The sequence below is a fragment of the Chitinophaga fulva genome, from assembly GCF_012927205.1.
Lineage (GTDB): Bacteria > Bacteroidota > Bacteroidia > Chitinophagales > Chitinophagaceae > Chitinophaga > Chitinophaga fulva.
Map to the genome: position 1 here is coordinate 1,770,967 of NZ_JABBGC010000001.1, position 23,591 is coordinate 1,794,557.

Annotated in this window: 17 protein-coding genes; 2 read left to right on the forward strand and 15 right to left on the reverse strand. The window is 47.5% G+C overall.

Annotated elements, in window-relative coordinates:
- Positions 1-41: 41 nt before the first annotated feature.
- The 13 genes from HHL17_RS07465 to HHL17_RS07525 form a co-directional block, all read right to left on the reverse strand.
- The gene (locus HHL17_RS07465) at positions 42-2,399 is read right to left on the reverse strand and encodes a family 20 glycosylhydrolase (protein ID WP_206155932.1); all 2,358 of its coding nucleotides are present in this window, start codon (positions 2,397-2,399) and stop codon (positions 42-44) included.
- An 82-nt stretch (positions 2,400-2,481) separates the two neighbouring features.
- Complete coding sequence (locus tag HHL17_RS07470; protein WP_169224121.1) at positions 2,482-4,086, reverse strand: RagB/SusD family nutrient uptake outer membrane protein; 1,605 nt, start codon at positions 4,084-4,086, stop codon at positions 2,482-2,484.
- Between the two features lie 32 nt (positions 4,087-4,118).
- Positions 4,119-7,400 carry a TonB-dependent receptor gene (locus tag HHL17_RS07475; protein ID WP_169224122.1) on the reverse strand — a complete coding sequence of 1,094 codons (3,282 nt, stop codon included), beginning with the start codon at positions 7,398-7,400 and terminating at the stop codon, positions 4,119-4,121.
- A gap of 221 nt (positions 7,401-7,621) precedes the next feature.
- Positions 7,622-8,596 carry a FecR family protein gene (locus HHL17_RS07480; RefSeq protein ID WP_169224123.1) on the reverse strand — a complete coding sequence of 325 codons (975 nt, stop codon included), beginning with the start codon at positions 8,594-8,596 and terminating at the stop codon, positions 7,622-7,624.
- 54 nt (positions 8,597-8,650) lie between these two features.
- Positions 8,651-9,217, reverse strand: a complete 567-nt coding sequence (locus HHL17_RS07485; RefSeq protein WP_169224124.1) for an RNA polymerase sigma factor — start codon at positions 9,215-9,217, stop codon at positions 8,651-8,653.
- Positions 9,218-9,277: 60 nt separating this feature from the next.
- Positions 9,278-9,670: a hypothetical protein gene (locus HHL17_RS07490; RefSeq protein WP_169224125.1), complete on the reverse strand. Its 393-nt coding sequence runs from the start codon at positions 9,668-9,670 to the stop codon at positions 9,278-9,280.
- Between the two features lie 63 nt (positions 9,671-9,733).
- Positions 9,734-10,483: a hypothetical protein gene (locus HHL17_RS07495; RefSeq protein ID WP_169224126.1), complete on the reverse strand. Its 750-nt coding sequence runs from the start codon at positions 10,481-10,483 to the stop codon at positions 9,734-9,736.
- A gap of 47 nt (positions 10,484-10,530) precedes the next feature.
- Positions 10,531-11,157, reverse strand: a complete 627-nt coding sequence (locus HHL17_RS07500; protein ID WP_169224127.1) for a rhomboid family intramembrane serine protease — start codon at positions 11,155-11,157, stop codon at positions 10,531-10,533.
- A gap of 28 nt (positions 11,158-11,185) precedes the next feature.
- Complete coding sequence (locus HHL17_RS07505) at positions 11,186-12,058, reverse strand: RHS repeat domain-containing protein (RefSeq protein ID WP_169224128.1); 873 nt, start codon at positions 12,056-12,058, stop codon at positions 11,186-11,188.
- A 687-nt stretch (positions 12,059-12,745) separates the two neighbouring features.
- Positions 12,746-13,192, reverse strand: a complete 447-nt coding sequence (gene rplI / locus HHL17_RS07510) for a 50S ribosomal protein L9 (protein WP_078668864.1) — start codon at positions 13,190-13,192, stop codon at positions 12,746-12,748.
- A 6-nt stretch (positions 13,193-13,198) separates the two neighbouring features.
- Entirely contained in the window at positions 13,199-13,474 is a 276-nt protein-coding gene (rpsR, locus tag HHL17_RS07515; RefSeq protein ID WP_078668863.1) for a 30S ribosomal protein S18, read from the reverse strand.
- A 5-nt stretch (positions 13,475-13,479) separates the two neighbouring features.
- Positions 13,480-13,830 carry a 30S ribosomal protein S6 gene (rpsF, locus tag HHL17_RS07520; protein WP_206155933.1) on the reverse strand — a complete coding sequence of 117 codons (351 nt, stop codon included), beginning with the start codon at positions 13,828-13,830 and terminating at the stop codon, positions 13,480-13,482.
- Between the two features lie 205 nt (positions 13,831-14,035).
- Positions 14,036-17,323 (reverse strand): T9SS-dependent choice-of-anchor J family protein, encoded by a 3,288-nt coding sequence (locus tag HHL17_RS07525; RefSeq protein WP_169224129.1) that lies wholly within the window; start codon positions 17,321-17,323, stop codon positions 14,036-14,038.
- Between the two features lie 269 nt (positions 17,324-17,592).
- On the opposite strand from HHL17_RS07525, the gene htpG reads away from it, so the two are divergent.
- Positions 17,593-19,425 (forward strand): molecular chaperone HtpG, encoded by a 1,833-nt coding sequence (gene htpG, locus HHL17_RS07530; protein WP_169224130.1) that lies wholly within the window; start codon positions 17,593-17,595, stop codon positions 19,423-19,425.
- A 201-nt stretch (positions 19,426-19,626) separates the two neighbouring features.
- Positions 19,627-20,442, forward strand: coding sequence for a carboxylesterase family protein (locus HHL17_RS07535; RefSeq protein ID WP_169224131.1), 816 nt, complete (start codon positions 19,627-19,629; stop codon positions 20,440-20,442).
- Positions 20,443-20,542: 100 nt separating this feature from the next.
- Here HHL17_RS07535 and recJ read toward each other — a convergent pair whose 3' ends face one another.
- Both recJ and HHL17_RS07545 read right to left on the reverse strand, forming a co-directional pair.
- A complete protein-coding gene (gene recJ / locus HHL17_RS07540; RefSeq protein ID WP_169224132.1) occupies positions 20,543-22,249 on the reverse strand; it encodes a single-stranded-DNA-specific exonuclease RecJ in 1,707 nt (568 codons plus the stop codon).
- Positions 22,250-22,387: 138 nt separating this feature from the next.
- A complete protein-coding gene (locus tag HHL17_RS07545; RefSeq protein WP_169224133.1) occupies positions 22,388-23,353 on the reverse strand; it encodes a polyprenyl synthetase family protein in 966 nt (321 codons plus the stop codon).
- Between the last annotated feature and the right edge of the window lie 238 nt (positions 23,354-23,591).

A 23,591-nucleotide genomic window follows, 5' to 3' on the forward strand; every position in this document is an offset into this window, starting at 1 on the left:
TCAATAATAAAATTGACGGCCTTTTTACTGTTGTTATAAAATCAACGGGTTTGTATCACTTTAAGATTATCAATTTCTCCTTTAAAAGCGTTCACGGTATCGCCGATCATCTGCAATGGAAAAACAAGTGTTTGAATGATGGCGTTTTTATCTTTGATATTGGGGAATGACCGCATGGCGCCCTCCAGCTTTTCGGTTAACTGACCATTGATAAATAGGGAAGTGCCCTTGTTATTTCCGGTGAGCTTAACATGAGTCCATGTGCCGACAGGAAGGGTGTAGTTGAAGTGGTAATGATAGCCTTCCCGTGAGAATCCCAGTTTACCGGTTTCCTGTTGCAGTAGCGTAACCACAGCATTGGGAGAGGAGAAGATAACAGCTCCCGGACGGTTGTCTGCATCCGGTTTAATATCAAATTCAATACTGTACGGATATCCCACTTCTGTTAACGGCGTTTTTACATAGCTGTTGCCGCCCTGTAACACCAGTGTTTGTTTTTGGGAGATGACCACGCGATGTTGTTCCAGCGCAGCTCTGCTGTTGCCGCTGATATCACTGATTTGATTGTTGGAAAAATCATAGTGCAACGCAACGGTATCCTTGCTTGTTATTTTAGCCCGCATATTCAATCCGGGACCTTCTCCTATCGACCGGCTGTTGGTGGCAAACTGTTGATAGTCGCTTTGTGTGGTATGGCCATTCCACATTTTTTCGGCCAGCACCTGCATCGCGGGAAATACGCGGTCATGCACATCCTTTTCGGTGATACCGTTACCGGCATGATCGTTCCAGACAGCGAAGGAGCCGCCTTTTATCTGCGGATGTCCCATGGGGAATACCGCTTCTCCGATCATATTGGGCTCCCATTGCTGGTATATTTTAGCGATGTTCAGGTAATCGTGATAGTAACCGGCAGCGGGAACGATATACAACCATCCATCGGGTGTGCTGATGAGATCATATCCCTGACGCATCATGTCTGCCGGGTCTGCATAACCGTTGTACCACGCATTCATGGTCACGCCGGCCGATTTTACAGGTGTAGTGCCCTGTGCATGGGTGAGCGAGCCCCACATGCGTACCTTTTTGCCGAAGCTTTCCACATAACGGATGTAATGGTCCGTAAATGCCCTGAATTTCTCCGCTTCTTTTTTTGAATACTCATCTGTGCCGATATGTATTTCATCGCCTTTAAACACCGCTTCCGGCCCTTGCAGGTATTCCCGGAATACTTTATCGATCATATCGTAGGAAGCACTGTCAAGATTGAGGTGGTCCCTTCCGTATAGGAGGCTGGCAGTTTGTGGTACTGCTTTGGTGAACGCGAGCGAGTGCGCCGGTACATCAATTTCAGGGATGATTTTAACAGCGCAACTGTCTGCCAGGTCCTGCAAAGCGATAAAGGCTTTCTTTGAATAGCTGCCGTCTTTCGCGGTAAGGTTGGGGAAGGTATTGTTTTCCAGTCTGAAGGAGGAATAAGTGCTGTCCCAGTTGTTGCCGAAGAACTTCTCAAAGGCGTTATCATTGAGATGAATGTGGAAATCATTCATCTTATAGTAAGCCATGAATTTTACATAGTGCCGGAGAAACGCCATGGAAAAGAATTTACGGCCTACGTCCAGCACAAATCCACGAACGGCATATTTGGGATAGTCACGGGTGATGCCCTGTGGAATATGACGATGCTGCCCGTCCTGTTCCAGTATTTGCAGCAGCGTGCGCGTGGCCCAGAATGCGCCCTGCGCATGCGTGGCCTGTATACGGATATCTCCGGCTATTTCCAGCTGATAACCTTCTTTTCCCAGTTGCGGGTCTGTGGATTGTAAACTGAAAAAGATATCGCCTTTACGTGGCTGCCCTGTCCGTATACTGATATGTTGAATGCCTGTCAGCAGTTGGAGATCTTCTTTGAAGACAGTTACACCGGGCAACAATGCTGCGGTGTCCCGGGGATCTATCACGAGCGCCGGGGTGGCGGGCAACGTATACGATCCTTTCCCGCCACACCATTCGCGTAAGGCAGGTATCACAAAAGGCCGCGGGTTGCCGGTATTGGTAGCATATTTTCCGGGTACGGTGACGGTAATATTGGGAACGTCCATCTGTGCGTTGTCCTGGTGGCGTTGCAGCACAAAATAAAGGCTGACAGGCGCATCGACGAGCGGGGTGGTGATACGTCCCTGCTGATCGATGACAGGCAGCCTGTCTGTCCCTTTTAGCTGTAACGAATAACCGGCAGGTGCTGTAGGGAGCGGAAGTTGCCGTGTGTTTTTGTTAATGGCGGGTACTGTTTTTACGGAAGCCGCTACTTTGGCAAAAGCAGCGGAATCAGCTACGTGTTGAGCCGTGGCTGTCTGCCATAGCAAACCTGACAATACGGCGAAGCATTGATATTTCATTGTTCCTGTTATTTATAAAGCCCTCTGCACAAAGCAAAGGGCTTTTTGTTGATGGCATGAAGTTAATAAATCCGGAGGATGTTTACCATGGTTCGTTCTGCGTCAGTTCCTTGTTTTTTTCCAGCTCTGTTTTCGGGATGGGAAGCAGGTAATAAGCGTCGGTAAATACCCTGGGAGAAGAGGCGCCCAGATCAGCTTCTACCACTTCGTACTGGTATACGCCATTATTGAGTGTGATACGCATGCCATGGAACGTTTTACCATTCAGCACGCTAACGGCGGTGCGCCAGCGACGGAGGTCCCAGTAGCGATGATTTTCGTAAGCCAGTTCAATTTTTCTTTCATGCATGATGATGTTGCTCATCTGTGCTTGTCCTTGCCCTGCTGGTGTTGGTGGCATTTTAGCGCGGGCACGGATAAGGTCAACATAATTTTTGGCAGTGGCCGGATCGTTCAGGTTGTTCATGGCTTCTGCATAATTCAGGTAGATTTCTCCCAACCTGAATTCCACCCAGCTTTGGGTACTGCTCCAGATTTTATCCAGTGACAATGTCTCGTCGAGATATTTACGGATATAGTAACCGGTTTTCGTATTGTCGTTGGTGGTATTACGGCCAACAATTTCATCGGTGCCGCCTACACGCGTTTCAATCACCCGCCCTTTCCAGGGAGCGCCTTCATACAGGATGGTGGCGTAAAAACGGGGATCGCGGCCTTTGTACGGCTGTTGCGGGTCATAGCCGGAAGCTGCATCAGTGATAGCTTTACCGGTGGCCTGCATTTCATAGTCGTCTACCATTTCCTGTGTAGGCTGGGTAAGACTGGTATAATCACCCGGATTGTCAAAATAGGGAACATTCATCGCGTCATAGTTATGCACGCGGCTGGGGTCCAGGTATTGTATTTCAAAAATACTTTCTGATGATGCCTGCTGTTTGGTGTTGAAAAGAGAACTGTAGTTGGACACCAGGCTGAAGCCTCCGTTGTCAATGATCTCTTTGGATGCTTTCGCCGATGCGTCCCATTTGCGGGCGTATAACATGGCGCGGCTTTTCAATGCGAGGGCTGTCCACCGGGAAGCTAGACCGGCTTTGGCAGTGGCAGGCAGTTTGCTGGTGGCATCATCCAGTTCTGCGGCAATAAAATCGTATATCGCTGTGGTATCTGCACGTTTCACCATCAGGTCTTCTGTAAGCGTTTGTGGTTGGGTGATCAGCGGTACGCCACCGTAACGTTTTACCAGCTCAAAATAGTAGAATGCACGCAGGAATTTAACCTGGCCAATGAGATTGTTCCGGTCGCTTTCTGATAAGTTTGGAACGCTTGCTATCTGTTGAAAGAAAACGTTTGTTTTACGGATGCTTTTGTAAGTGTCGCTCCAGATGTCCAGTGGCGCATTGATGGAAGTGTATTTGCCATTGATCTGCAGCAGGTTGGCTTCTAGCCAGCCATAACTGCCCCTGGCTTCATCTGTAATACAGGCAAGGGTGGCAGTGCCGTCCGGTGTAACATCAAAACCAATCGGCAGGTTCTTATAGATATCTGCAATGTAGAGTTGTACCAGTTTAGGGTCTTTCCATACAATTTCGTCTGAAAGACTGTTTACCGGCGACTGGTTCATTTTTGTACAGGAAAACAATCCTGTTACGACTGCCCAAAGTACCAGCTGTATGTATATCTTTTTCATGTCTCTTTCCTAGTTTTCGGTTAACCGATAAATTATAAAGTCAGGTTTACGCCAATGTTTACGCTGCGCTGCTGCGGATAATACCCACGTGTATCGGAAGGTACTTCGGGATCGAGCCCTTTCAGCTTGGAGAACGTTAACAGGTTGGTGCCAGCTACGTATATGCGTGCCTGTTGTATGCGAGCCTGTTTCATCCATCCGGCAGGAAGTGTGTACCCGATGTTGAGGCTGCGCAATTTGAGATAGCTGGCATCGCGCAGCCAGAAAGAGGAGGCTTTCAGGTTGTTGGCATTACCATTGATAACAGGCCGGGGAAACTCCGCTCCGCGGTTATCGGGAGTCCAGTAGTCCAGCATGTAAGTCATCGGGTTGGAGATATTGAAGAAAGGATAGGCCAGTTCCGCACTGATGTAGGTGTTAAAGTTGGTAGCTCCCTGCCACAGCATACTGATGTCGAAGCCATTCCAGGATGCGCCAAGATTGAGGCCATACACCACTTCCGGCACTTTACTGCGACCAATTACAGTACGGTCCTGGTCATTAATGACGCCATCGCCATTGATATCGGCATAACGGATGTCGCCGGGCTTGGGCTGGAAGTTATATTGTTTGGGTGCGCTTTTGATCTCTTCTTCACTCTGGAATAATCCCAACGCTACCAGGCCGGTGTATTGATCGAAGGGGCGGCCTGTCTGCCGCAGTGATTCCTGGATATTGGCGGCTTCGTCCATGAAGATGACTTTATTGCGGGCGAAGGTAAAAGTACCGCGTGCGTTGTAGTTTACTTTTCCGATACGGTTTTCATGACCTATCTCCACTTCAAATCCATGGTTGTCTACAATGCCCACATTCTGGAAAGGCAGTTGTTCTCCGAAGGTGCCGGGAACAGAAGCTGTTCTGGGCCGCAGGATATTGCTGGTACGTTTGTAGAAATAGCCGGCGTCCAGTGTCAGCAGCCGGTTCCATAAAGATGTTTCAAAGCCGATATCTGTAGTGGTAGCAATTTCCCAGCCGATGGATTGGTTAGGGTAACCTGCTGAAAAAATGCCATTGTAAGGTTTTCCATCAATGATATAAACAGATGTAATTCCGGAGCCGGAACCGGCATAGTAAGAAGGCAGGTATTGGAATGCGCGTACGCTGTCATTTCCCAGCTGACCATAGGAGGCTTTTATCTTCAGGTAGTCTACAGTGCGTACATTGTTTTTGAAGAAGTTTTCTTCTGAGACCACCCAGCCGGCAGATACACCCGGGAAGAAGCCCCAGCGTTTATCACTGGCAAAGCTCAGCGAACCGTCATACCGGAAAGTGGCTGTCAACAGGTATTTGTGTGCATAGGCGTAGTTGAAGCGTCCGGCCACACCTGCACGGGAGTAAACATCTGCCGTACCATCGTTATTTAGGCCGCTTTTGGAACCGGCAAATAATTCATCGAGCAATGGGCTGTCGAATTGCTCACGGTACGCCTGCATTTTATCCATCCGGTAATTGTAGGTCTCGTACAGTAAAGTACCATCTACATCATGTTTACCAAAAGAGCGGATGTAGTTAACGATCGCCTGAGTGGTAATACCAGCCTGTTGTTCGGAATTTTGGGTCAGGTTGATATTTCCGGCGCGGGTAATTTTATCATACTCCTTTGTAGACGCATTGTACTTATAGTAAGAGTATGGTGTGGAGAACTGCTTTTCGTATAACATTTTTTTATCGAAAGCAGCGACGCCTTTGATAGACAGGCCTTCCACACCGGGAACGCTGTATTTCAAAGCGAAATTACTTTGAAAGGTGTTCCAGTCCTGTTGCCGGTGACCGCTTTCTGTTGCGTCCAGCATAGGATTGCGTCCTCCTGTGGTACCTCCTGGCAGTCCATTGGCATAAAAATTTGCATCCAGCGGAGAAGCCCGTACAATGGTGTTGAAAATAGTACCGGCATCCAGGCCGGGGCCTGTTCTGCGTTCGAGGCGGCCTGCGAGGTCTATAGAGGCCACGAGATGTTTGCCGATGTTGGCATCCACATTGGAACGGATATTATAACGTTTGTAGTTGGTGGATTTATACAGCGAATTTTGGTCCAGGTAACCAATGGACACATAGTATTTGGCTTTGTCGTTACCGCCTCTGACACTCAGGTCATGCTGCGTTTGCATGGCGGCATTGTTCATGGTGGTTTTCCACCAGTCGGTATTGGCAAGGCCTTTTAAAGGATCGGGATTATTGCGGATGGTATTAATATCTTCTTCTGAATACCGTGCTGGTTGCCCGTTGGCTGCCAATCCTGCGTTATACATCTCTGCATATTGCACGCCATTCAGTTGTTTCATCCGGATGGTGGGCTGCTGAAAACCGGCGTATCCGTTGTAGGAGATGGTAGGAACTCCGCTGGTGCCGCGTTTGGTGGTGATCAGCATAACACCGTTGGCCGCTCTGGAACCGTAGATGGCTGCGGAAGAAGCGTCTTTCAGGATGCTGATCGTTTCGATGTCTGCCGGGTTCAGTTCATTGAAGTTACGTTGGATACCATCTACAATCACGAGCATACTGTTGTAACCGAAGGTGCTCTTTCCTCTGATACTAAGTGAAGCACCGTCATTACCAGGTTCTCCGCTGTTTTGCCGGGCAATGATACCAGGGGCGCGTCCAGCCAGGGTGTTGGACAGATTGGCTACAGGCATGGAGCGGATGTCTTTACCGCTGACGGTAGCTACAGAGCCGGTGAGACTGGCTTTTTTCTGTACCCCGTAACCTACTACGATTACTTCGCTCAGGCCTTTGGTGTCATCGGTTAATACCGCGTCTACAGTAGTCCTGTTGTTGACAGGAATAACCATTTGTTGATAACCAATATAGGTAAAAACAAGATTGGCGGTACCGGGCGCCTCCAGTTTAAATTCGCCCCGTTCATTGCTGATAGTGCCTTTGCCGGTTTTATCCACTTTGATGCTTACGCCAATTAAGGGTGTCCCGTTCTTGTCAGTTACCTTTCCCTGTACCATCAACTCCTGTATAACGGTATTTACAGGAGCAATCACAATGAGGTCATTTTTCAACAAACGGAATGTAAGGCCGGTATTGCTCAGAACGGTGGATAATACGGTTTCTACCGGTTCGTCATTTACGTTGACGGATACGGTAAGATCAGGTGCGATGGCATCGTCGTTGTATACAAAGCGACAGTTGGTTTTTTTCTCTACCAGTTTCAACAGCTTCATCAGCTTGACTTCAGATACGTTTAGTGTGACCCTGGAGCGTTGTGAGTAGGCAGTGGCAGATACCTGTAAGCAGGTGATCAGTGTTATAAAGAACGATAATTTCATTAGAATGATCGTTTTAAGGATCAGGAAGGGAAAGGAACTCCCCTCATGAAAAAAACTCCTTGATTTTTTCATACATTTAGAAAACTTTTGGTCAATAAAAAAGCAACAGGTCCCTGTCCGCCAAGAGAGGAGCCCTGCAACTGTTGATCAGATGTAGGGGAGATGTGTCCGCATTTCCCCTTTTAGTTTGTTCACTGTGGTAATCAGGTCATAAGTGGTGTTTACTTGGTGATAAAAATGTCTTGCTGGTTTATCTGGTAATGGAAAGGAGCGGACAACTGAAGTGCTGTCAGCGTTTGGTCCACTGTTTCATTCTCAAAGATGGCGGTGAATAACAGTTTTTTCAGTGATGGGTCTTGAATATGGATATTTACACCATACCAGCGCTCCATCTTTACAGCGATTTGTTCAAATGTTTCGTGACTAAATACCAGCTTGTTTTCTCTCCATAAAGTTTCGTTGAGTGTGCTGTCATGGTTGGCTACACTGTTTTTTACTTCATAGAATGTGGTTGGATGTTGTTTGGATGACGCTGTATGCAGGATAATTTTTTCGTTTGGCCGTAAGCGTATTTTGGAAGATTCCTGTTCCCGCAGGGTGATTTCCACTGCGCCGCTTACCAGCAATGTTTCATCTGATACGTCGTTTTTATATGCTTTTACATTAAAGGTGGTGCCCAATACGGTGATGTCCATACGCTCAGTGTGGATAACGAAGGGATGTGCCGGATTTTTTGCTACGTCGAAAAAAGCTTCTCCTTCCAGGGATACGGTTCTGTCATCTCCCGGATAACAGGTGAGCTTACTTTTCTTATTCAGCCATATCGCAGTACCATCCGGAAGGCGGCGCTGGATAATACTGGCGTCGGCACTGATGAAGGTAGACCGGTGTTGGTTCCTGTAGATGATTCCCCAGGCGCTGCCGGCTATGAGTACTACGGCTGCCGCGGCTTTGAACCATGGCCGCAGATAGAAAGGTTTACGTACAGGTGTTACCGGAGCAATGGCTCGCCAGCCTGCGGCTTTAAGTGCAGCTGCTTCCGGTGATCCCGGCAGGGCATCGGTTTTTTCCCCGGATATATCCAGTTGCTCATACCATTCCCTGATCTGGGCTAATTCCGCTTCAGTACACTGGTTTTTGCTGTATTTTTCCAGCAACAACAGCAACTGGTCGTTGTTGAACGCATTGTTTTCCATAACTCGTTAATAAAGGGTCGATTGAAAGGGAGAGATATACCAGATGAAAAAAAATTATTTTTCCCGGCGGGAAAAAAGATAGGTATGGGCCAGTTTATTCCGGAGCCGCGCCAGCGCATTACTGATCTGGTTTCTGACGGTTTGCTCTGAGATGTCGAGTTGACCGGCAATTTGTGCGGCGCTCATGCCTTTGTCGCGGCTCAGCGAAAATACTTCCTGCATTTTGGAGGGCATGGCCTGGACCTCCTGTTGTACCAGGGATTCCAGCTCGCGGAACTGAACGGTGTCCGTCACCGGATAGTGGCGCTCGTCCAGCGCTTCCAGGTATTGTTGGTAATAGTTGACCCGTACCGCACGGGCGCGGTAGTAATCGATAATTTTATAGTCCAGTGCCGTTAACAGGTAGTTCACGAGAGTGGACTTCAGGGTAAGTGTATGGCGGTTCTTCCAGAGATGTGCAAAAATCTCCTGGAGTATATCTGAGATATCGTCGGTGGCGTGTATTTTCCTGAAAGCCCGGCTGTAAAGCAAATCCCAATGCCGGTCGTACAGGATACGGAAGGCATCTTCTTGATTCTGCTGTAACGCAGACACCAGCGCTTTATCTGACCAATCCTCCAATTATGTGACTTTTCGTACAAACATAACAAAGTTCATTGGCTTTATTTAGTGGGATGTATGCTAGTAATACAATTGTGATAAAACATTTGTCTCATCAAATGTTTTAGGTTTGAGTCCCATAAACTCGGTGTATTGGGTGAGGGTGAGCAGGGGTTTCAGTCTGTTGTGCAGCCCGTTCTGCATGCTGTTCAGTTTTGTGGTATAGGCTTTTTGGTTAGTTTGTTGTAACGGCTGGATGTTTACTTTCTGTTGCAGATAGGATGTGACAATCGTGAGCAGCTTGGGCTTTTGTTGATCTGTGAGGTAAAGTGATTTGTCCAGTTTGGAAACAATAGAGGTGGCAGTTCCATCAACATTCATGGTAGGCGCCTGTGACAGGGTGAAGTTGGCAGCAGCGTTTACCGTGTAGCAAACAACGGCTGCCAACATCAGGAGGAAGAATACTTTTTTCATACGCAGAGGATCGATTTTGGTTACGGTCATTAAATATACTAAATAGACCGTAACATCGACGCGTTACTGCATCACCAGTTTCACATAACGCTTACGGTCATGCGCAATGTCTTCATGAGTCTGGTAAACGGCAATCAGCGTTTTATTGTCCACCCACCGGACCTCGTCAATTCCGTATTCAGTCAGTTCTGGTGCTCCGACCAGCAGGATGTCCTTGTTGTTGATTTCAAACAGCTGAAATCCATTGGGATTAAAACCGGCTTCGATATCCATGTTAGGGCATATAAAGTATTTTTTATCGGGAGAAACAATTGGTGCTGTCCAGGTATACAGTGTATCACCGTTATCGGGATTGATCAGTTCGAAGCCGTCGGCTTCATAATAGCTTATGAAAATACCATGCCGGTGTAATGCAGGATAGTAGCCCGCATAACTGTAGCGCGCATAGCCATCATCATCTTCTGAATTATCGACCCGTATTTTCTGTTGTCCGTTAGCCAGGTGAAACTCCAGTTGCTGGCCAATACGTTTTACATCCGTGTTTTTGGCAAGGGCGTTTGTTTCTGACGTGTCGCCGGAGAGTTGATAGGCCGGGAATTGTTCATAGGTCGTTTTGTCAATAAAGAAGACCAGGAATTTTTTGTTGCCGGCCTGTATGGTATCGATATATTTCGGTGTGGCGCTGATACCGGCTTCCGGTACCGTGCTGTCGCGGACTATCTGTGTGCTGTCAGCACTACCGGATTGTTTACCGCTGTTGCACGAATACATAAAGTGAACAAACACTATCAGGAATAGGATTTTTTTTATCATAGTACGGAATTTAGGAATACAAATGTAGGTAATTATCATAGGTAAAATCACCTGCGGGGCAAACGTAAACCATCAGCTTCGGTAAGGGTAAAATAGAAGGCATAACCAGTGAGGATACCACTGAGAAACCCTGTCAGATGAGCGGCATTATCGATGTCTGGAGAGAAACCGGCTGCGAGGAGGTTCAACAGAATGAACAGGCTGATATAACCGAGGAAATTGTGGCGAGCAGCAGGCGGAAAAAGGCGGGTGGTGAGCAGCGCGAAGAATACGCCATAGATGCCGAAGATAGCGCCGGAAGCGCCTACGCCCACCATGTTGCGGTGAAACAGGACGCTGGCATAATCGGCTATTAATCCGGTAATGAGGTAGGCGATAATAAAGCGGAGTGGCCTGATCACCCGTTCCAGAAAAACACCGGCAATAAAAAGACCCAACATGTTGGTCAACAAATGCCACCAGCCGGCATGTAAAAACATACTGGTCAGCAGGCGCCAGTATTCACCATGGCCTATGGTCAGCGGCCAGTAATTGGCGCCCCAGCGCAGCAACTGCTCTCCATTGCCCCACCAGAGGTTCATGCCGGCCATTATTGTCAGGATATACACCAGCACATTGGCAGCTATCAACAGTAGGGTGACAGGCATCTGTCTGAATTGGGTACGTCTATACATCCGTTAAAAGTTACGGATAATTCCCCAGCTACTGATAGATGTAATCGAGGTTCACCTGTGTATCAGAGCCCAGTTTTGTATATCCTTCCGAATGAAGGTGCACTGTTGCCCGTTGTGGATAACCATCCTTATAGGCATAAAAGAACTGCACAGTGGTATTGCGATGGTATTGTTGGGACGTGTTTTTGTAAACAGCGGTTTGTTGCTCGTCCATCTTTATCAGGGTAGGATTGTTGGTACTTACCGGCAGCAGGAAAGTGGCCAGGCCGGGCAACGGGGTGGGTGACAGCACCGGGGCAATACCAGGGCCCAATACCAGCTGATTGGCCAACGGCCGGAGCGGGTTGATGGTGTCATCCCATTCATACCGGGCAGAGCGCACATAAAAACCAGTATCCTGATGATGTCCAATAAGGGTGTCAGTACAGATATTTTTCCAGTCGGGATTACCGTTGGTATAGTTCCAACTCATCGCTTGTGAAGAGTCGATGTATTTCAAGGCGGCGGGCATTCCTTTTTTCCAGGTGAGACGCGCTAAACGTAAAGGGGTGTTGTCTGCTCCGTAATACTGTACTTCTGTAATATTGCCAGCTTCGTCCCAGGCGCTGACAGTAGCTTTTTGCACGAGTGTTTTCTGGTGATGGTTTTCGTATGCAGATTCCATGCCTGTAAGGCGATGGGTATTGTCATAGGTAAACGTGGTGACGTTGGTATCCTGGCTGGTACAGTGCTGCACCAGTTTAATAAGATGTCCGGCCGAATCATACTGAAAGGAATATTGCGGGACGTTGTCACCATGTATGGTAATGGCAGTCAGGCGTACGGGTGCTTTTTTAGCCTTGTGGGTACCGCAGGCTGTAAAGAGAATGGGTATCAGCAAACAGTAAAGGTATTTTTTCATACAAATGGCGGAAATAGGTGATGTATTGTATGAAAATACTAATAAGATTTGAGTTTTTCAGCGGTGGTATACAAACCCCAATGTCAGCACGTCGGCACAGAATTCAGGGTAGTCATAGAAGTAGCTATGTCCATCACTGAAATAAACGGAATAAACAACGTTTGGGTCCGTTGTAAATTCATATATGCCATTGTGTGGTTCGGAGAGGTTATAACGGTTGAACAAACTTGATACCTTTAGAAGTTAATTCAGATAAATCACGACCGTTCGTAATGTAATCATGAATCAATTTCTTGTCCTCAATCATTTTCTTTAGAGTGGAAATGATCTTAGGCTCAGGCGTTGATATTTTTTTTTCTTGTTTCATTTGGGTGATACATTACAAATATATCCCAAAAATATCACACCTAAAGTTGGGATCAAGTTGAAAAGTTGTGGAGGAACACTCCCGAATCAAGTCCACCTTTACCCCGGGGTTACTATAGGGGTGCTGTATGTACCATGGCGATATATCCAGGGAAACACTCCTTTCTCATTTCCGTCGCCAGGCAATGTGTTTTTACTCCATCCCCCAACTTTTCGACTTGATCCTAAAGTGGCCATTTGTTAATGACTTCTAAACGGCAAAAAAAATCCCGGACTGTCACCAGTCCGGGAAATATTTTATTCCGGTTGTCCGGAAAAATACTACTCAGCCACTACTTCAAACTCCATTTCGGTTTCGTTGCCTTTACCGAAATCCAGGCGTGCTTTGTAAGTACCTAATTCTTTTACGTCATCCAGGATGTGGATGCGGCGACGGTCGATTTCGTAACCTTTCTGTTCTTTGATCGCACGGGCAATCTGAACACCAGTAACGCTACCGAAGATTTTACCGGAAGTACCGGTTTTAGCGCCGATTTTAACAGGAGAAGCTTTCAGCACTTCCACCACTTTCGCGATTTCAGCCAGCAGTTTCTCTTCTTTCACTTTCTGCACTTTCAGGCGTTCCTGCAGTTGCTTCATGTTGGAAGGACTTGCTTCTACCGCGAATTTCTGCGGAATCAGGAAGTTCCTGGCGTAACCATTCTTTACGTTAACCAGTTCATTCTTCTGACCCAGGTTATCTACGTCTTGTATTAAGATAATTTGCATAACTTCTTACTTTAAAAGGTCAGTAACATAAGGCAATAAAGCCATTTGACGAGCTTTCTTAATAGCCTGGGCTACTTTACGCTGAAATTTCAGGGAGTTACCTGTGATACGGCGGGGCAACATTTTACCCTGGTCGTTCAAAAATTTCTTCAAAAACTCACCGTCTTTGTAATCTACGTACCTGATGCCCATTTTCTTGAAACGACAGTATTTCTTCTGACGTTTCTCGGTTTTTACGGCTGTTAAGTACTTAATTTCTTGTTTTTTTGGTTTAACTGCCATAATAATTAAGCTTCAGTGGTTTTAGATTCTGCATTTACACCATGTCTTTTGCGGTTGTTGTACTCAACGGCGTGTTTGTCGAGCGCAGTGATCATGTGGCGTAATACATTTTCATCACGGTTAAGCTGGATTTTCAGCTTCTCATTGAGGTCGGATGGCGCACTGTATTCCAGAACAAGGTACATGCCTGTAGTCTTTTTCCGGATAGGATACGCCAGTGATCTTAATCCCCAGGGATTTTCGTGCGTTATATTTCCGCCGTTCTCTTTAACGAGGTCAGCGAATTTTTTCTGAGCCGCTTTGTAGTCGTCTTCAGAAAGCACAGGGGTAAAGATCACCATCAATTCGTAGTTCATAATTCCCTGTTTAAATGGTTTTAAATAAAAAAAAATTGGAGTGCAAAGATACAGAACTATTGATAATTTCCGCATTCTGTTGACTTTTAATCCCTAAATATCTTGCCTTTTCTCCGTCTTAATGTATAAAATGCTGTAAATCAAATTGAAAAAGGCCGTTCCGGTACTCCCGGAACGGCCTTTTTATGAAGCTTTTTCAGAAAAATTACTGGTTCACCACAATCTTCGTTACCTGCACATCCAATCCCGACTGTATCCGCAGGAAATAAACACCAGCCGGCAACTGACTGACATCCAGCGCCCTGGTGTTCTTACCCTTGATCAGCATGGTCTGTTCCTGATGGCGGACTCTTCCCTGCATGTCGATCAACTGTATAGCCGCAGGACCGTTCTTGCTCCAGTCGATCCAATATTGCAACTGATGACCCAGAATACACCACCATAACCGCAGCCACAGGTCTTTTCCGGTCAACAGTACCGTTTTCACCGGACTGTATTTAATGGTACCATCCAGTCCCTGGTATTTGATGCGGTACTGGGCAATACCCGGCCACGGTGAGTCATCATACCAGAGATATTGATGTGTCTCCCCGGTAGTGCCATGTGCGGCCACGGTATCCACAGGGGCAAAATGTATCAGATTACGGGAACGCTCAATGACAAAGGACCCGCTATTGATTTCATAAGGCGTGTTCCAGCTCAGTTGTACTTTACCGCCATCCACTTTGGCATCGAAGCTGTTCAACGGCAACGGATTAGCCAAAATACGGAGGTCGTAACGGCTCAATACCGGATAGTGGTCGGTAGTGGTGGAGCTGTAACTGCTTACCAGCTGCTGTACTTGCTGCATCACCCTGGCAGAGGCCGGCAGGTAAGCCACACCGGTTTCGTCAGACCCGATCACGTTGTCGATCACGGAAGAGAAACTGGCGGTGGAACGCTCCCCGGCAAGGCTCAACGGTAAGGTCAACGGTTTGTAATGCAGGGTGTCGCTCATGAAGTCAATATAAGATGTTGTAGTGTCCGGCGCTCTCTCTGTGGTAATGGTCCGCGCCAGATCATCATTGAAGTCACCCAGCATGATCAGGTTATTATATGGATACTGCGCATCCAGTGTGTCTTTCAACTCTTTGGCGCCGTTCTTCCGGCGGTCCCAGGAAACCAGCTTTTCGGCTTTGGTACCGGTATTGGCTTTGGCATGCAGCAATATAAAATTGATCCGTGCGGAATCGTTGTCCAGTTTGGCGGTGGCTTCCATCAAATAAGGGAAACGGCCGGACGACCAGTTGTAATAAGCTGTACTGCTGCCACCCTGGCGCAATACGCCATAGGTACGTATTTTACGGACCACGGATGTTTTATATACAAAGGCCAGTTTTTGCGCCAGCGCATAATCCACATCGGAAATGCTGTCCGCATAGGAGCTGAAATCAGACATCACATAGCTGTAGCCTGGCAGCTGGCTCACGACTGCCCGGAAGCGGGCGGTGTCTACTACCTCTGCCAGCGCGAAAATATCAGCATCTAGGTATTGCAGGATGCGGGTCACATTGGCCTGCTGAAGGCTGTCATTGGCAGGGTTTTGTACCGGGCTGCCAAACCACTCAATGTTCCAGTTCACCACTTTCAGGGAACGCAGGGAAGTACCGCTCAACCGGATATGGCTGTCGGTGAAGCCCGGAGCGCTGAAAACCAATGTGCCATTGTAGGCTGTATTGGCGGCGGTGGGGGCAAATTTCACCCACACCTGCTGTGGCCCTGCGTTGAGGGTGGCCAACGGAATAGTCAGTTGTGCGCTGTAATTATTGCTGTCAACAGATAAACGGAAACCGGTCGGCGCATTGATTTGCAGGTCACCGGTGAAGTCGTTGGCCCAATAGCTGACCAGCTGCGGGATAGACTGCTGTCCTGATTTTACATAATCAAAGTCAATGGCTGCCGGGCTGCTGGTAAGGGACGGGGCTGGTGCCGCAGTAGTGTCTTTCAGCCCGAAATCGTCTACGGTCCAGCGCGCGGCCTGCAGTGCCGGAGAGGAGGTGTATACGAAAGCGACATATACATTGGCGCCTTTGTAACCGGCGAGGTTGATACCCTGACTGGTGGTCCAGACATCGCTGCCGGTAGCAGGGAAACGGCCATTCAGTGTATGCCACGTGGCATTGCGGGGATCGCCGCTGCCGCTATAGTCTGTGGATACTTTCAGTACAAGCGCCGGACCGGTAAATGCGGTACGGCTGCTGAACCGAAGCAGGGGCACCTGGAAACCGGTCAGGTCGAAGGCCGGCGATATCAGCCAGTCTTCATTGTCCTGCGCGCCGCCACTATAGCCGTTGATCTGTACCCCATTACTGTTATTTTGTCCGAAAGTGGTGCAGGCCCATGTCTGTGCGCCGGCTACACTGTATTGCGTAAAACCGCCACTCAAAGTGGTGCTGCCTGTAGGCGTACAGTTGTTAAAGTCGAAGCTTAGCTGCTGTGCACCGGTGTTGAAATGCCATTGACTGCTGTCAGCAATACCGGCAAAGGCATTGCCGGAAAGATCTTTCACCAGTGCGCTGTCGGCAGTGATATAATACCTGCTGTAAGGACGCAGTATTTTATTCAGGGTGAGCTGATTATTGTTAATGCTCAGGGCAGGGTGACCAATGGCAAATGTATCTGTGTGGCCGTTGCTGCTGTTGTGCAGATAAAGGCTGCCTTGGTTGGCCGCAACGTTTTCACTGAAGATAATCTGCAGCGGCGTTGACGGAGATACGTCGGCCGATTGGTTGGCAGGTACGAGGCTGTTGATAACCGGTGGTGTGAAGTCGCCACCAGCACCTTCCACGGAGATATTGTCTACCGCAAAGGAAGGACGTGAGCCTCCGCCGCTGATCTGCCGGTTCACCCAGCGGAGCTGTACCAGCGGCTGGTTGTTGCAGGCAGCCGGTAAGGTGATGCTGATATGCAGCAGCTGTTGCGGTAGTGTAATGCCAGACCCTGTCTGGGTAACGGTATTATTCTGATAAGTGGTGCTGCTGACATTGAGGAAGCTACCGGTATCGCCTATACGATATTGCAATCCCATTTCATTGATGCGGGTATTGGCAGTACCATCGTATGGATTCCTGATGGTCATAGCGTCATAGCTGACGGTGACATTTACCTGCCCGCCGGTATTAACGGCAAGTACCAGTGAATTGTCTACTGAACCACTGTTCAGGAAGCCCAGCTTACCGCTGTAGTTGTACACACCGTTGGCTGTGCCGGAGGCGCTGCCGTTGGGCGTCAGTGCTTTGTCGGCCGATGGGGCGGCAGTGTTGAAATTGCTGCCGGGAGCACCGCTTAATGTCCATCCCTGCCATCCGTCAGGGTACACGGTGGAAGAGGCTGACAAGGCGTCAAAGTTTTCCTGGTAAGGCAGCTGTCGGGGTTGCGGCTGACTCTGCGCAAATACACCGCAACTGTAAATAATGCTCAGTAAAAGAAAAAGATAGCGTAAAGGTCTACTCATAGATTAGATTTAAAATGAATAAGGGTTATCAGATTCAGTATTTTGGTTATCTAAATCTACTAAATTGCCGCCGGCTGAAAATGTTTTTATATGATTTATATGTTAATTTAGGGAGATTTATAATATTATTTTTTTATCGAATGTTGTTGTCTTTGTGATGACTGCTGTTGTATATCGGGCAAAATTTTATACGATAATTGACATCTTGGCAGCTAACACCCGGCTGGCATATCGTTTGAAAAAAGTCAACAGTAAAAAATCAGATATCAATGCAAAAAGGAGCAATACGTGTTCAAACGGAGAACATTTTCCCCATCATCAAAAAATTCCTCTACTCAGACCATGAAATCTTTATCCGAGAACTGGTAAGTAACGCGGTAGATGCTACACAGAAGCTGAAAACCCTTGCCAGCGTTGGCGAATTCAAAGGAGAACTGGGCAATATTGACATTGAAGTAAGACTGGACAAAGAAAAAAAGACGATCACCATCGCCGACCATGGCGTGGGCATGACTGCTGAAGAAGTAGATAAATACATCAACCAGGTGGCTTTTTCCGGTGCGGAAGAGTTCCTGAAAAAATATAAAGGCCAGGAAAACGGTACTAACATCATCGGTCACTTCGGCCTTGGTTTCTACTCCTCCTTCATGGTGAGCAGTAAAGTGGAAATCTTCTCCAGATCCTGGAAAGATGGCGCTGCGGCAGTTCGCTGGGAATGCGATGGCAGCCCGGAATATGAACTGGAAGAAGTAACCAAAGAAGAAAGAGGTACTGAAATCGTGATGCATATCAATGAGGAAAGCGAAGAATTCCTGGACGAAGGCCGCATCCGTTCCATCCTCACGAAGTTCTGTAAATTCCTGCCGGTACCGGTTAAGTTTGAAGGCCAGCAGCTCAATAATACAACGCCTGCGTGGACTAAAAAACCAAGTGAACTGACAACGGAAGATTACCAGAATTTCTACAAAGAATTATATCCCTTTGCAGAAGCACCGCTGTTCTGGATTCACCTCAATGTGGATTATCCGTTCAGCCTCACCGGTATCCTCTATTTCCCCAAAATCACCAAGAGCTACGAAATACAGAAAGATAAAATCAACCTGTATTCCAACCAGGTGTATGTGACCGACGAAGTGAAAGACATCGTACCGGAATTCCTCATGCTGCTGCATGGTGTGATCGATAGCCCGGATATCCCGCTGAACGTGAGCCGCAGCTACCTTCAGGGCGATCCGAACGTAAAGAAAATCAATGCCCATATCACGAAAAAAGTAGCGGACAAACTGGACGAAATGTTCCGTAACGACCGCAAAGGTTTTGAAGAGAAATGGGAATCCATCGGCCTGTTCGTGAAATACGGTATGATGACCGATGATAAGTTCATGGACAAAGCCAATAAATTCCTTGTGCTTGAAAACGTGGATGGTGGCACCTTCTATACCCGTGAGGAGTATAAAGCTGCTGCGGAGGCACTGCAAACCAATAAGGAAGGTAAACTGGTGATCCTCTATGCTACCAATCCGGTACAACAGGACAGCTATGTACAGGCCGCCAAAAACAAAGGTTTTGTAGTAGTTAAAATGGAAACACTGGTGGATGCCGCTTTCATCAGCAATATCGAAGCTAAATGGGAAAATGTACAGTTTACCCGTGTAGATGCTGACATCGCTGACAACCTGATCGACAAGGACGAAAATAACAACACGGTACTGACAGCTGATCAGGAAGGCAAACTGAAAGAAATCTTCACCGCACAGGTGACGCAACCCAATATCAAAGTGGAACTGAAAGGCCTGAACGCTGATGCCCAGCCGGTAATCGTTACCCGTCCTGAATTCATGCGCCGTATGAAAGATATGGCCAGCATGGGCGGTGGCGGTATGAGCTGGTACGCTGCCATGCCGGATGAAATCAATATGACTGTCAACGCCAATCACCCGGTTTACCTGAATATCCTGGATGAAAAAGACAACGGATTACAGGAAAAACAGGTGAAAAACCTGGCCGATCTGGCACTGCTGTCTCAAAACCTGCTGACAGGCGCCGATCTTACCGCTTTCGTTAACAGAAGCGTGGAATTAATGGCTAATGCAAAAAAGTAAAAATATCAAGATAAGGTAACGTAACATTCATTCTTTTTTTCACTGAATTCTCACTTCCTTTGTGAAAATTCAACCCGATTCGGAGATAACCTTATACTTATAAAGCAGTCCCCTGGCAGCCATGCCAGGGGACTTTTAGTTTACTGTAGTTATATGAAAAAAAGAAAGATTGTTATTTTGAATTATGTTTTAGTCATTGGAATGCTTGTGTTGTTTGCCTGTTCTAAGTCATCAGATGTTGCTCCAAACCCACCGGTAACACCACCGCCAACCACCGTGGAGCCACCCAAAGACACGGTGAAACAACCACCAAAAGACACTACGAGTCTACCGCCTAAAGACACCGTGAAACAACCACCGGTGGAAATTCCGCTGCCCAACCCGGCCAGCTTTACGGTGGAAGCGGTAAACACAAACGGGCCCAACATCACCAACTATCTGCTTTATTTACCGGACGGTTATAACGCTGACGAATCAGTGAAATGGCCGGTAGTGATTTACCTGCATGGCCAGGCAGGCATTGGAGCCGATATAAATGTGCTGAAAAATTCATCACTGCCGAGGATGGTGAATGGTCAACCCTTTGTGATGGTAGCGCCGCAATGCCGCACCAGCTGGTGGAACATGGATGCCCTGGAATTATTTTACAAGGCTGTTATCAGCAAATATCGCGTTGATCCCAACAGGGTATATCTCGCCGGTGCAAGTATGGGCGGTATGCAAACATGGGACTGGGCGATAGCGCATCCTGAACGATTTGCGGCTATTGTGCCGGTGGCCGGCAAAGGGAATGTAAAACTTGCCGCCAATATCAAAAACATGCCGGTATGGGCTTTCCATTCAGCAAATGACGAAACAGTTGGCGTGGCTGGCTCCAGAGACATGGTGAAGGCCCTGCGTGACCTGGGCAGTGCCTATGTAAAATACACGGAATACCCCACGGGCGGGCACGACGCCTGGACACGTGCTTTCACCACTGCAGAACTGTATACCTGGTTACTGGCGCAAAAGAAATAAACTGGCTATCGATATTTATCCTGTAGAACCCGTTAAATCCATCAAGTAAAAATCCCCGGGCTGTAACCCGGGGATTTTTAATGTGTAAGTTTTTCAGATCTTAATTTGAAGCTCTGATATCAATGACTTTCAATTGCAGGCTGGTTTGACCGTTCCATTCGTTTTCATCGATATTGAATACGATATCGAATGGTTTTTTGCTGTTGACGATCGGGAATTTGTCGGCCATGTAAAACCCGATGCCTGAAAGGGTAGGGCCGGTGCGGCCTTGCCTTACAGAGAATTTGATATGTTCTTCCTTTACCAGTTTGGAATAGCCGGTATCGGTAATATTCCTGGCCAGAAAAACAGGGCGCAGGTTATCAGGGCCCAGTGGCTCAAACTGTTTGAGGATATTGTAAAAGGCGTTGGTGATATCACTGAAATAAATCTCTGTATCGATCACTATTTCGGGAACGAGCTGGTCAGGCCGGATACTGCTGGCCACCACTTCTTCAAAGCGTTGCTGGAAAGCGGGCACATTTTCCGGTTTCAGGGTCATGCCTGCCGCATAAAAGTGGCCGCCGTAATTCACGAGCAGGTCTTTACACTGATGGATGGCTTCATACACGTTGAAGCCGGTGACTGATCGGGCCGATCCGGCCACCACATCATTGGATTGTGTCAGGATGATGGTAGGGCGGTAGTAGTATTTATCAATGAGCCGCGAAGCCACGATGCCCACCACACCTTTATGCCAGTGTGCCTGATATAATACAGTTGATTTTCTGTGACTGACCGATTCATCGTTTTGCAGTAAGGAAACAGCTTCCTGCGTGATGGTATTGTCTACTTCCTTCCGGTCGAAGTTGTCAGCGTGCAGTACGGCTGCTATGGCGGCGGCTTTTTCTTCGTCGTTTTCTATGAACAGGTTGACGGCCTTGCGGGCGTCGTCCATCCTGCCCGCCGCATTCACGCGGGGTGCAATGACAAATACGAGATTGGAGATCGTGAGTTGTTCTTTCAGTTCGCTGAGGGTAATCAGTGCCTTGATGCCTGGCAACGGGCTGCTGTTGACTTTTTTCAGTCCATGAAAAGCCAGTACCCTGTTTTCCCCGGTCATCGGTACAATATCAGCCGCGATGCTGGTGGCCACCAGGTCGAGGTATTGATTGGCTTCTTCAATAGGAATGCCTCTTTTCTGGGCGAAGGCGCAGATCAGTTTGTAGCCGATACCGCAGCCGCTCAGTTCCTTATAAGGATAGGGGCAATCGTATTGTTTCGGGTTCAGGATGGCCACCGCCGGGGGGACGATCGCGTCCGGCAGGTGGTGGTCACAGATGATGAAGTCGATTCCCATCTCTTTGGCCGCTGTGATCAGTTCTACTGATTTGATGCCGCAGTCCAGTGCAATCACGAGGCTAAAGTCGTTGTCGCGGGCATAAGCGATGCCTTCCGTAGAGATGCCGTATCCTTCCCGGTACCGGTGTGGGATATAAAACTCGATATTATTGTAGAGTTTGTGTAGAAAAGCGTACACAGTGGCTACAGCCGTACAGCCGTCCACATCGTAATCGCCGTATATGAGTATTTTTTCATGGCGGAAAAATGCCAGCTCGATACGGGAAATGGCTTTGTCCATATCCTTCATCAGCCAGGGATCATGAAGATCATCAAGAGTAGGGCGAAAAAACTGGCGGGCAGCCTCATAGGTATGTACATGCCGTTGTACCAACAGCCGGCACAGCAAAGGATGTATGCGGAGCGAGGATTGAAGTGTCTTTTCCTGGTTTGGTTGATATGCTTTGACTGTCCAGCGTTTTTGCATTATGTTGTCAGGTAAGAGGAACCGTTTTAAAAGTGAAAAATGTAAAATAATAATGTAAGTGGTAATGGCTGGCGGTTTCCGCGTAAGCTATTACAGCTACAGTTTACATTTATTATTTTACATTTTTGATTTTTTCTTCTAAAATGTTCTGTCGGTGGTGAACCTTACCAGGGATTCCAGGCCGTCCCGGATATCGTTCTGTGGGAACTTATGCAGGATGGCGAGGGCTTCATCACGATATTGCAGCATTTTCTGTTTGGTATAGTCAATCCCGCCGGAAGCTTTTACCAGTTGAATGACTTCTTCCACCCGGTCTTTTTCCGTGTTATGATTTTTAACGATGTTGATGATTCTCCGCCGGGTTTCAGGAGTGGCATGTTCGAGGGTATAAATCAGCGGCAGCGTCATTTTCTTTTCACGGATATCGATGCCGGTGGGTTTCCCGATTTTGGCAGAACCATAATCAAAGAGATCGTCTTTGATCTGGAAGGCAATGCCTACTTTTTCACCGAACAGCCGCATTTGTTCCGTCGTGTGATCGTCGTTGCTGGCGCTCCATGCGCCGGCAGCGCAGGCAGAGGCCAGGAGGGAGGCTGTTTTGCGCCGTATGATCTCAAAATAGATATCTTCTTTGATATTCAGTTTCCTGGTTTTTTCGATCTGGAGCAATTCCCCTTCACTCATTTCCTTTACCGCTTCGGAAAGGATTTGCAGAGAGCGGAAGTCATTGTTGTTTAATGACAGTAAGAGCCCCTTGGATAATAAGTAGTCGCCTACCAGGACAGCTATTTTATTTTTCCATAATGCGTTGATGGAAAACAATCCCCGGCGCTGGTTGGCATCATCCACCACATCATCATGCACCAGGGTGGCAGTGTGCAGTAGTTCCACGAGCGCAGCGGCCCGGTAGGTGCTTTCCCCGATTTCATGACTAAAAAGCCGGGCAGACAGCAGTACAAACATTGGCCGGATCTGTTTCCCTTTCCGCTTTACAATGTAATGCATGATCCGGTCCAGCAGGGGCACGTGGCTCTTGACTGAATCTGCGAATTTGCCTTCAAAATCCTGTAATTCCTTACCTATCAGTTGCTTGATATCGTCCATGTATAAAATAAAAAGGATTGCTAAGCTAGGTTTTAAATGGGAAACTTTAACATTTTGGCCTTTAATTTGTATATGAAGTATAACATTCCTTTAACACAGGAGAAGGATTCTTTTAACAAGGGCTAAACAATACTTTAACTTAACGTAGAAATAAGGTATATAAATACTTTCAGTTAAGCTCTAATATTGAAGCACTTATCAATGAAAATAATATTGCAAGAAAAATTTGTATATTCAT

What these genes read in the sequence shown, in the direction of transcription:
- HHL17_RS07465 (WP_206155932.1), bottom strand. Translation starts at nt 2,399, where the DNA reads ATGAAATATCAATGCTTCGCCGTATTGTCAGGTTTGCTATGGCAGACA.
- HHL17_RS07470 (WP_169224121.1), bottom strand. Translation starts at nt 4,086, where the DNA reads ATGAAAAAGATATACATACAGCTGGTACTTTGGGCAGTCGTAACAGGA.
- HHL17_RS07475 (WP_169224122.1), bottom strand. Translation starts at nt 7,400, where the DNA reads ATGAAATTATCGTTCTTTATAACACTGATCACCTGCTTACAGGTATCT.
- HHL17_RS07480 (WP_169224123.1), bottom strand. Translation starts at nt 8,596, where the DNA reads ATGGAAAACAATGCGTTCAACAACGACCAGTTGCTGTTGTTGCTGGAA.
- HHL17_RS07490 (WP_169224125.1), bottom strand. Translation starts at nt 9,670, where the DNA reads ATGAAAAAAGTATTCTTCCTCCTGATGTTGGCAGCCGTTGTTTGCTAC.
- HHL17_RS07495 (WP_169224126.1), bottom strand. Translation starts at nt 10,483, where the DNA reads ATGATAAAAAAAATCCTATTCCTGATAGTGTTTGTTCACTTTATGTAT.
- HHL17_RS07500 (WP_169224127.1), bottom strand. Translation starts at nt 11,157, where the DNA reads ATGTATAGACGTACCCAATTCAGACAGATGCCTGTCACCCTACTGTTG.
- HHL17_RS07505 (WP_169224128.1), bottom strand. Translation starts at nt 12,058, where the DNA reads ATGAAAAAATACCTTTACTGTTTGCTGATACCCATTCTCTTTACAGCC.
- rplI (WP_078668864.1), bottom strand. Translation starts at nt 13,192, where the DNA reads ATGCAAATTATCTTAATACAAGACGTAGATAACCTGGGTCAGAAGAAT.
- rpsR (WP_078668863.1), bottom strand. Translation starts at nt 13,474, where the DNA reads ATGGCAGTTAAACCAAAAAAACAAGAAATTAAGTACTTAACAGCCGTA.
- rpsF (WP_206155933.1), bottom strand. Translation starts at nt 13,830, where the DNA reads ATGAACTACGAATTGATGGTGATCTTTACCCCTGTGCTTTCTGAAGAC.
- HHL17_RS07525 (WP_169224129.1), bottom strand. Translation starts at nt 17,323, where the DNA reads ATGAGTAGACCTTTACGCTATCTTTTTCTTTTACTGAGCATTATTTAC.
- htpG (WP_169224130.1), top strand. Translation starts at nt 17,593, where the DNA reads ATGCAAAAAGGAGCAATACGTGTTCAAACGGAGAACATTTTCCCCATC.
- HHL17_RS07535 (WP_169224131.1), top strand. Translation starts at nt 19,627, where the DNA reads ATGCTTGTGTTGTTTGCCTGTTCTAAGTCATCAGATGTTGCTCCAAAC.
- recJ (WP_169224132.1), bottom strand. Translation starts at nt 22,249, where the DNA reads ATGCAAAAACGCTGGACAGTCAAAGCATATCAACCAAACCAGGAAAAG.
- HHL17_RS07545 (WP_169224133.1), bottom strand. Translation starts at nt 23,353, where the DNA reads ATGGACGATATCAAGCAACTGATAGGTAAGGAATTACAGGATTTTGAA.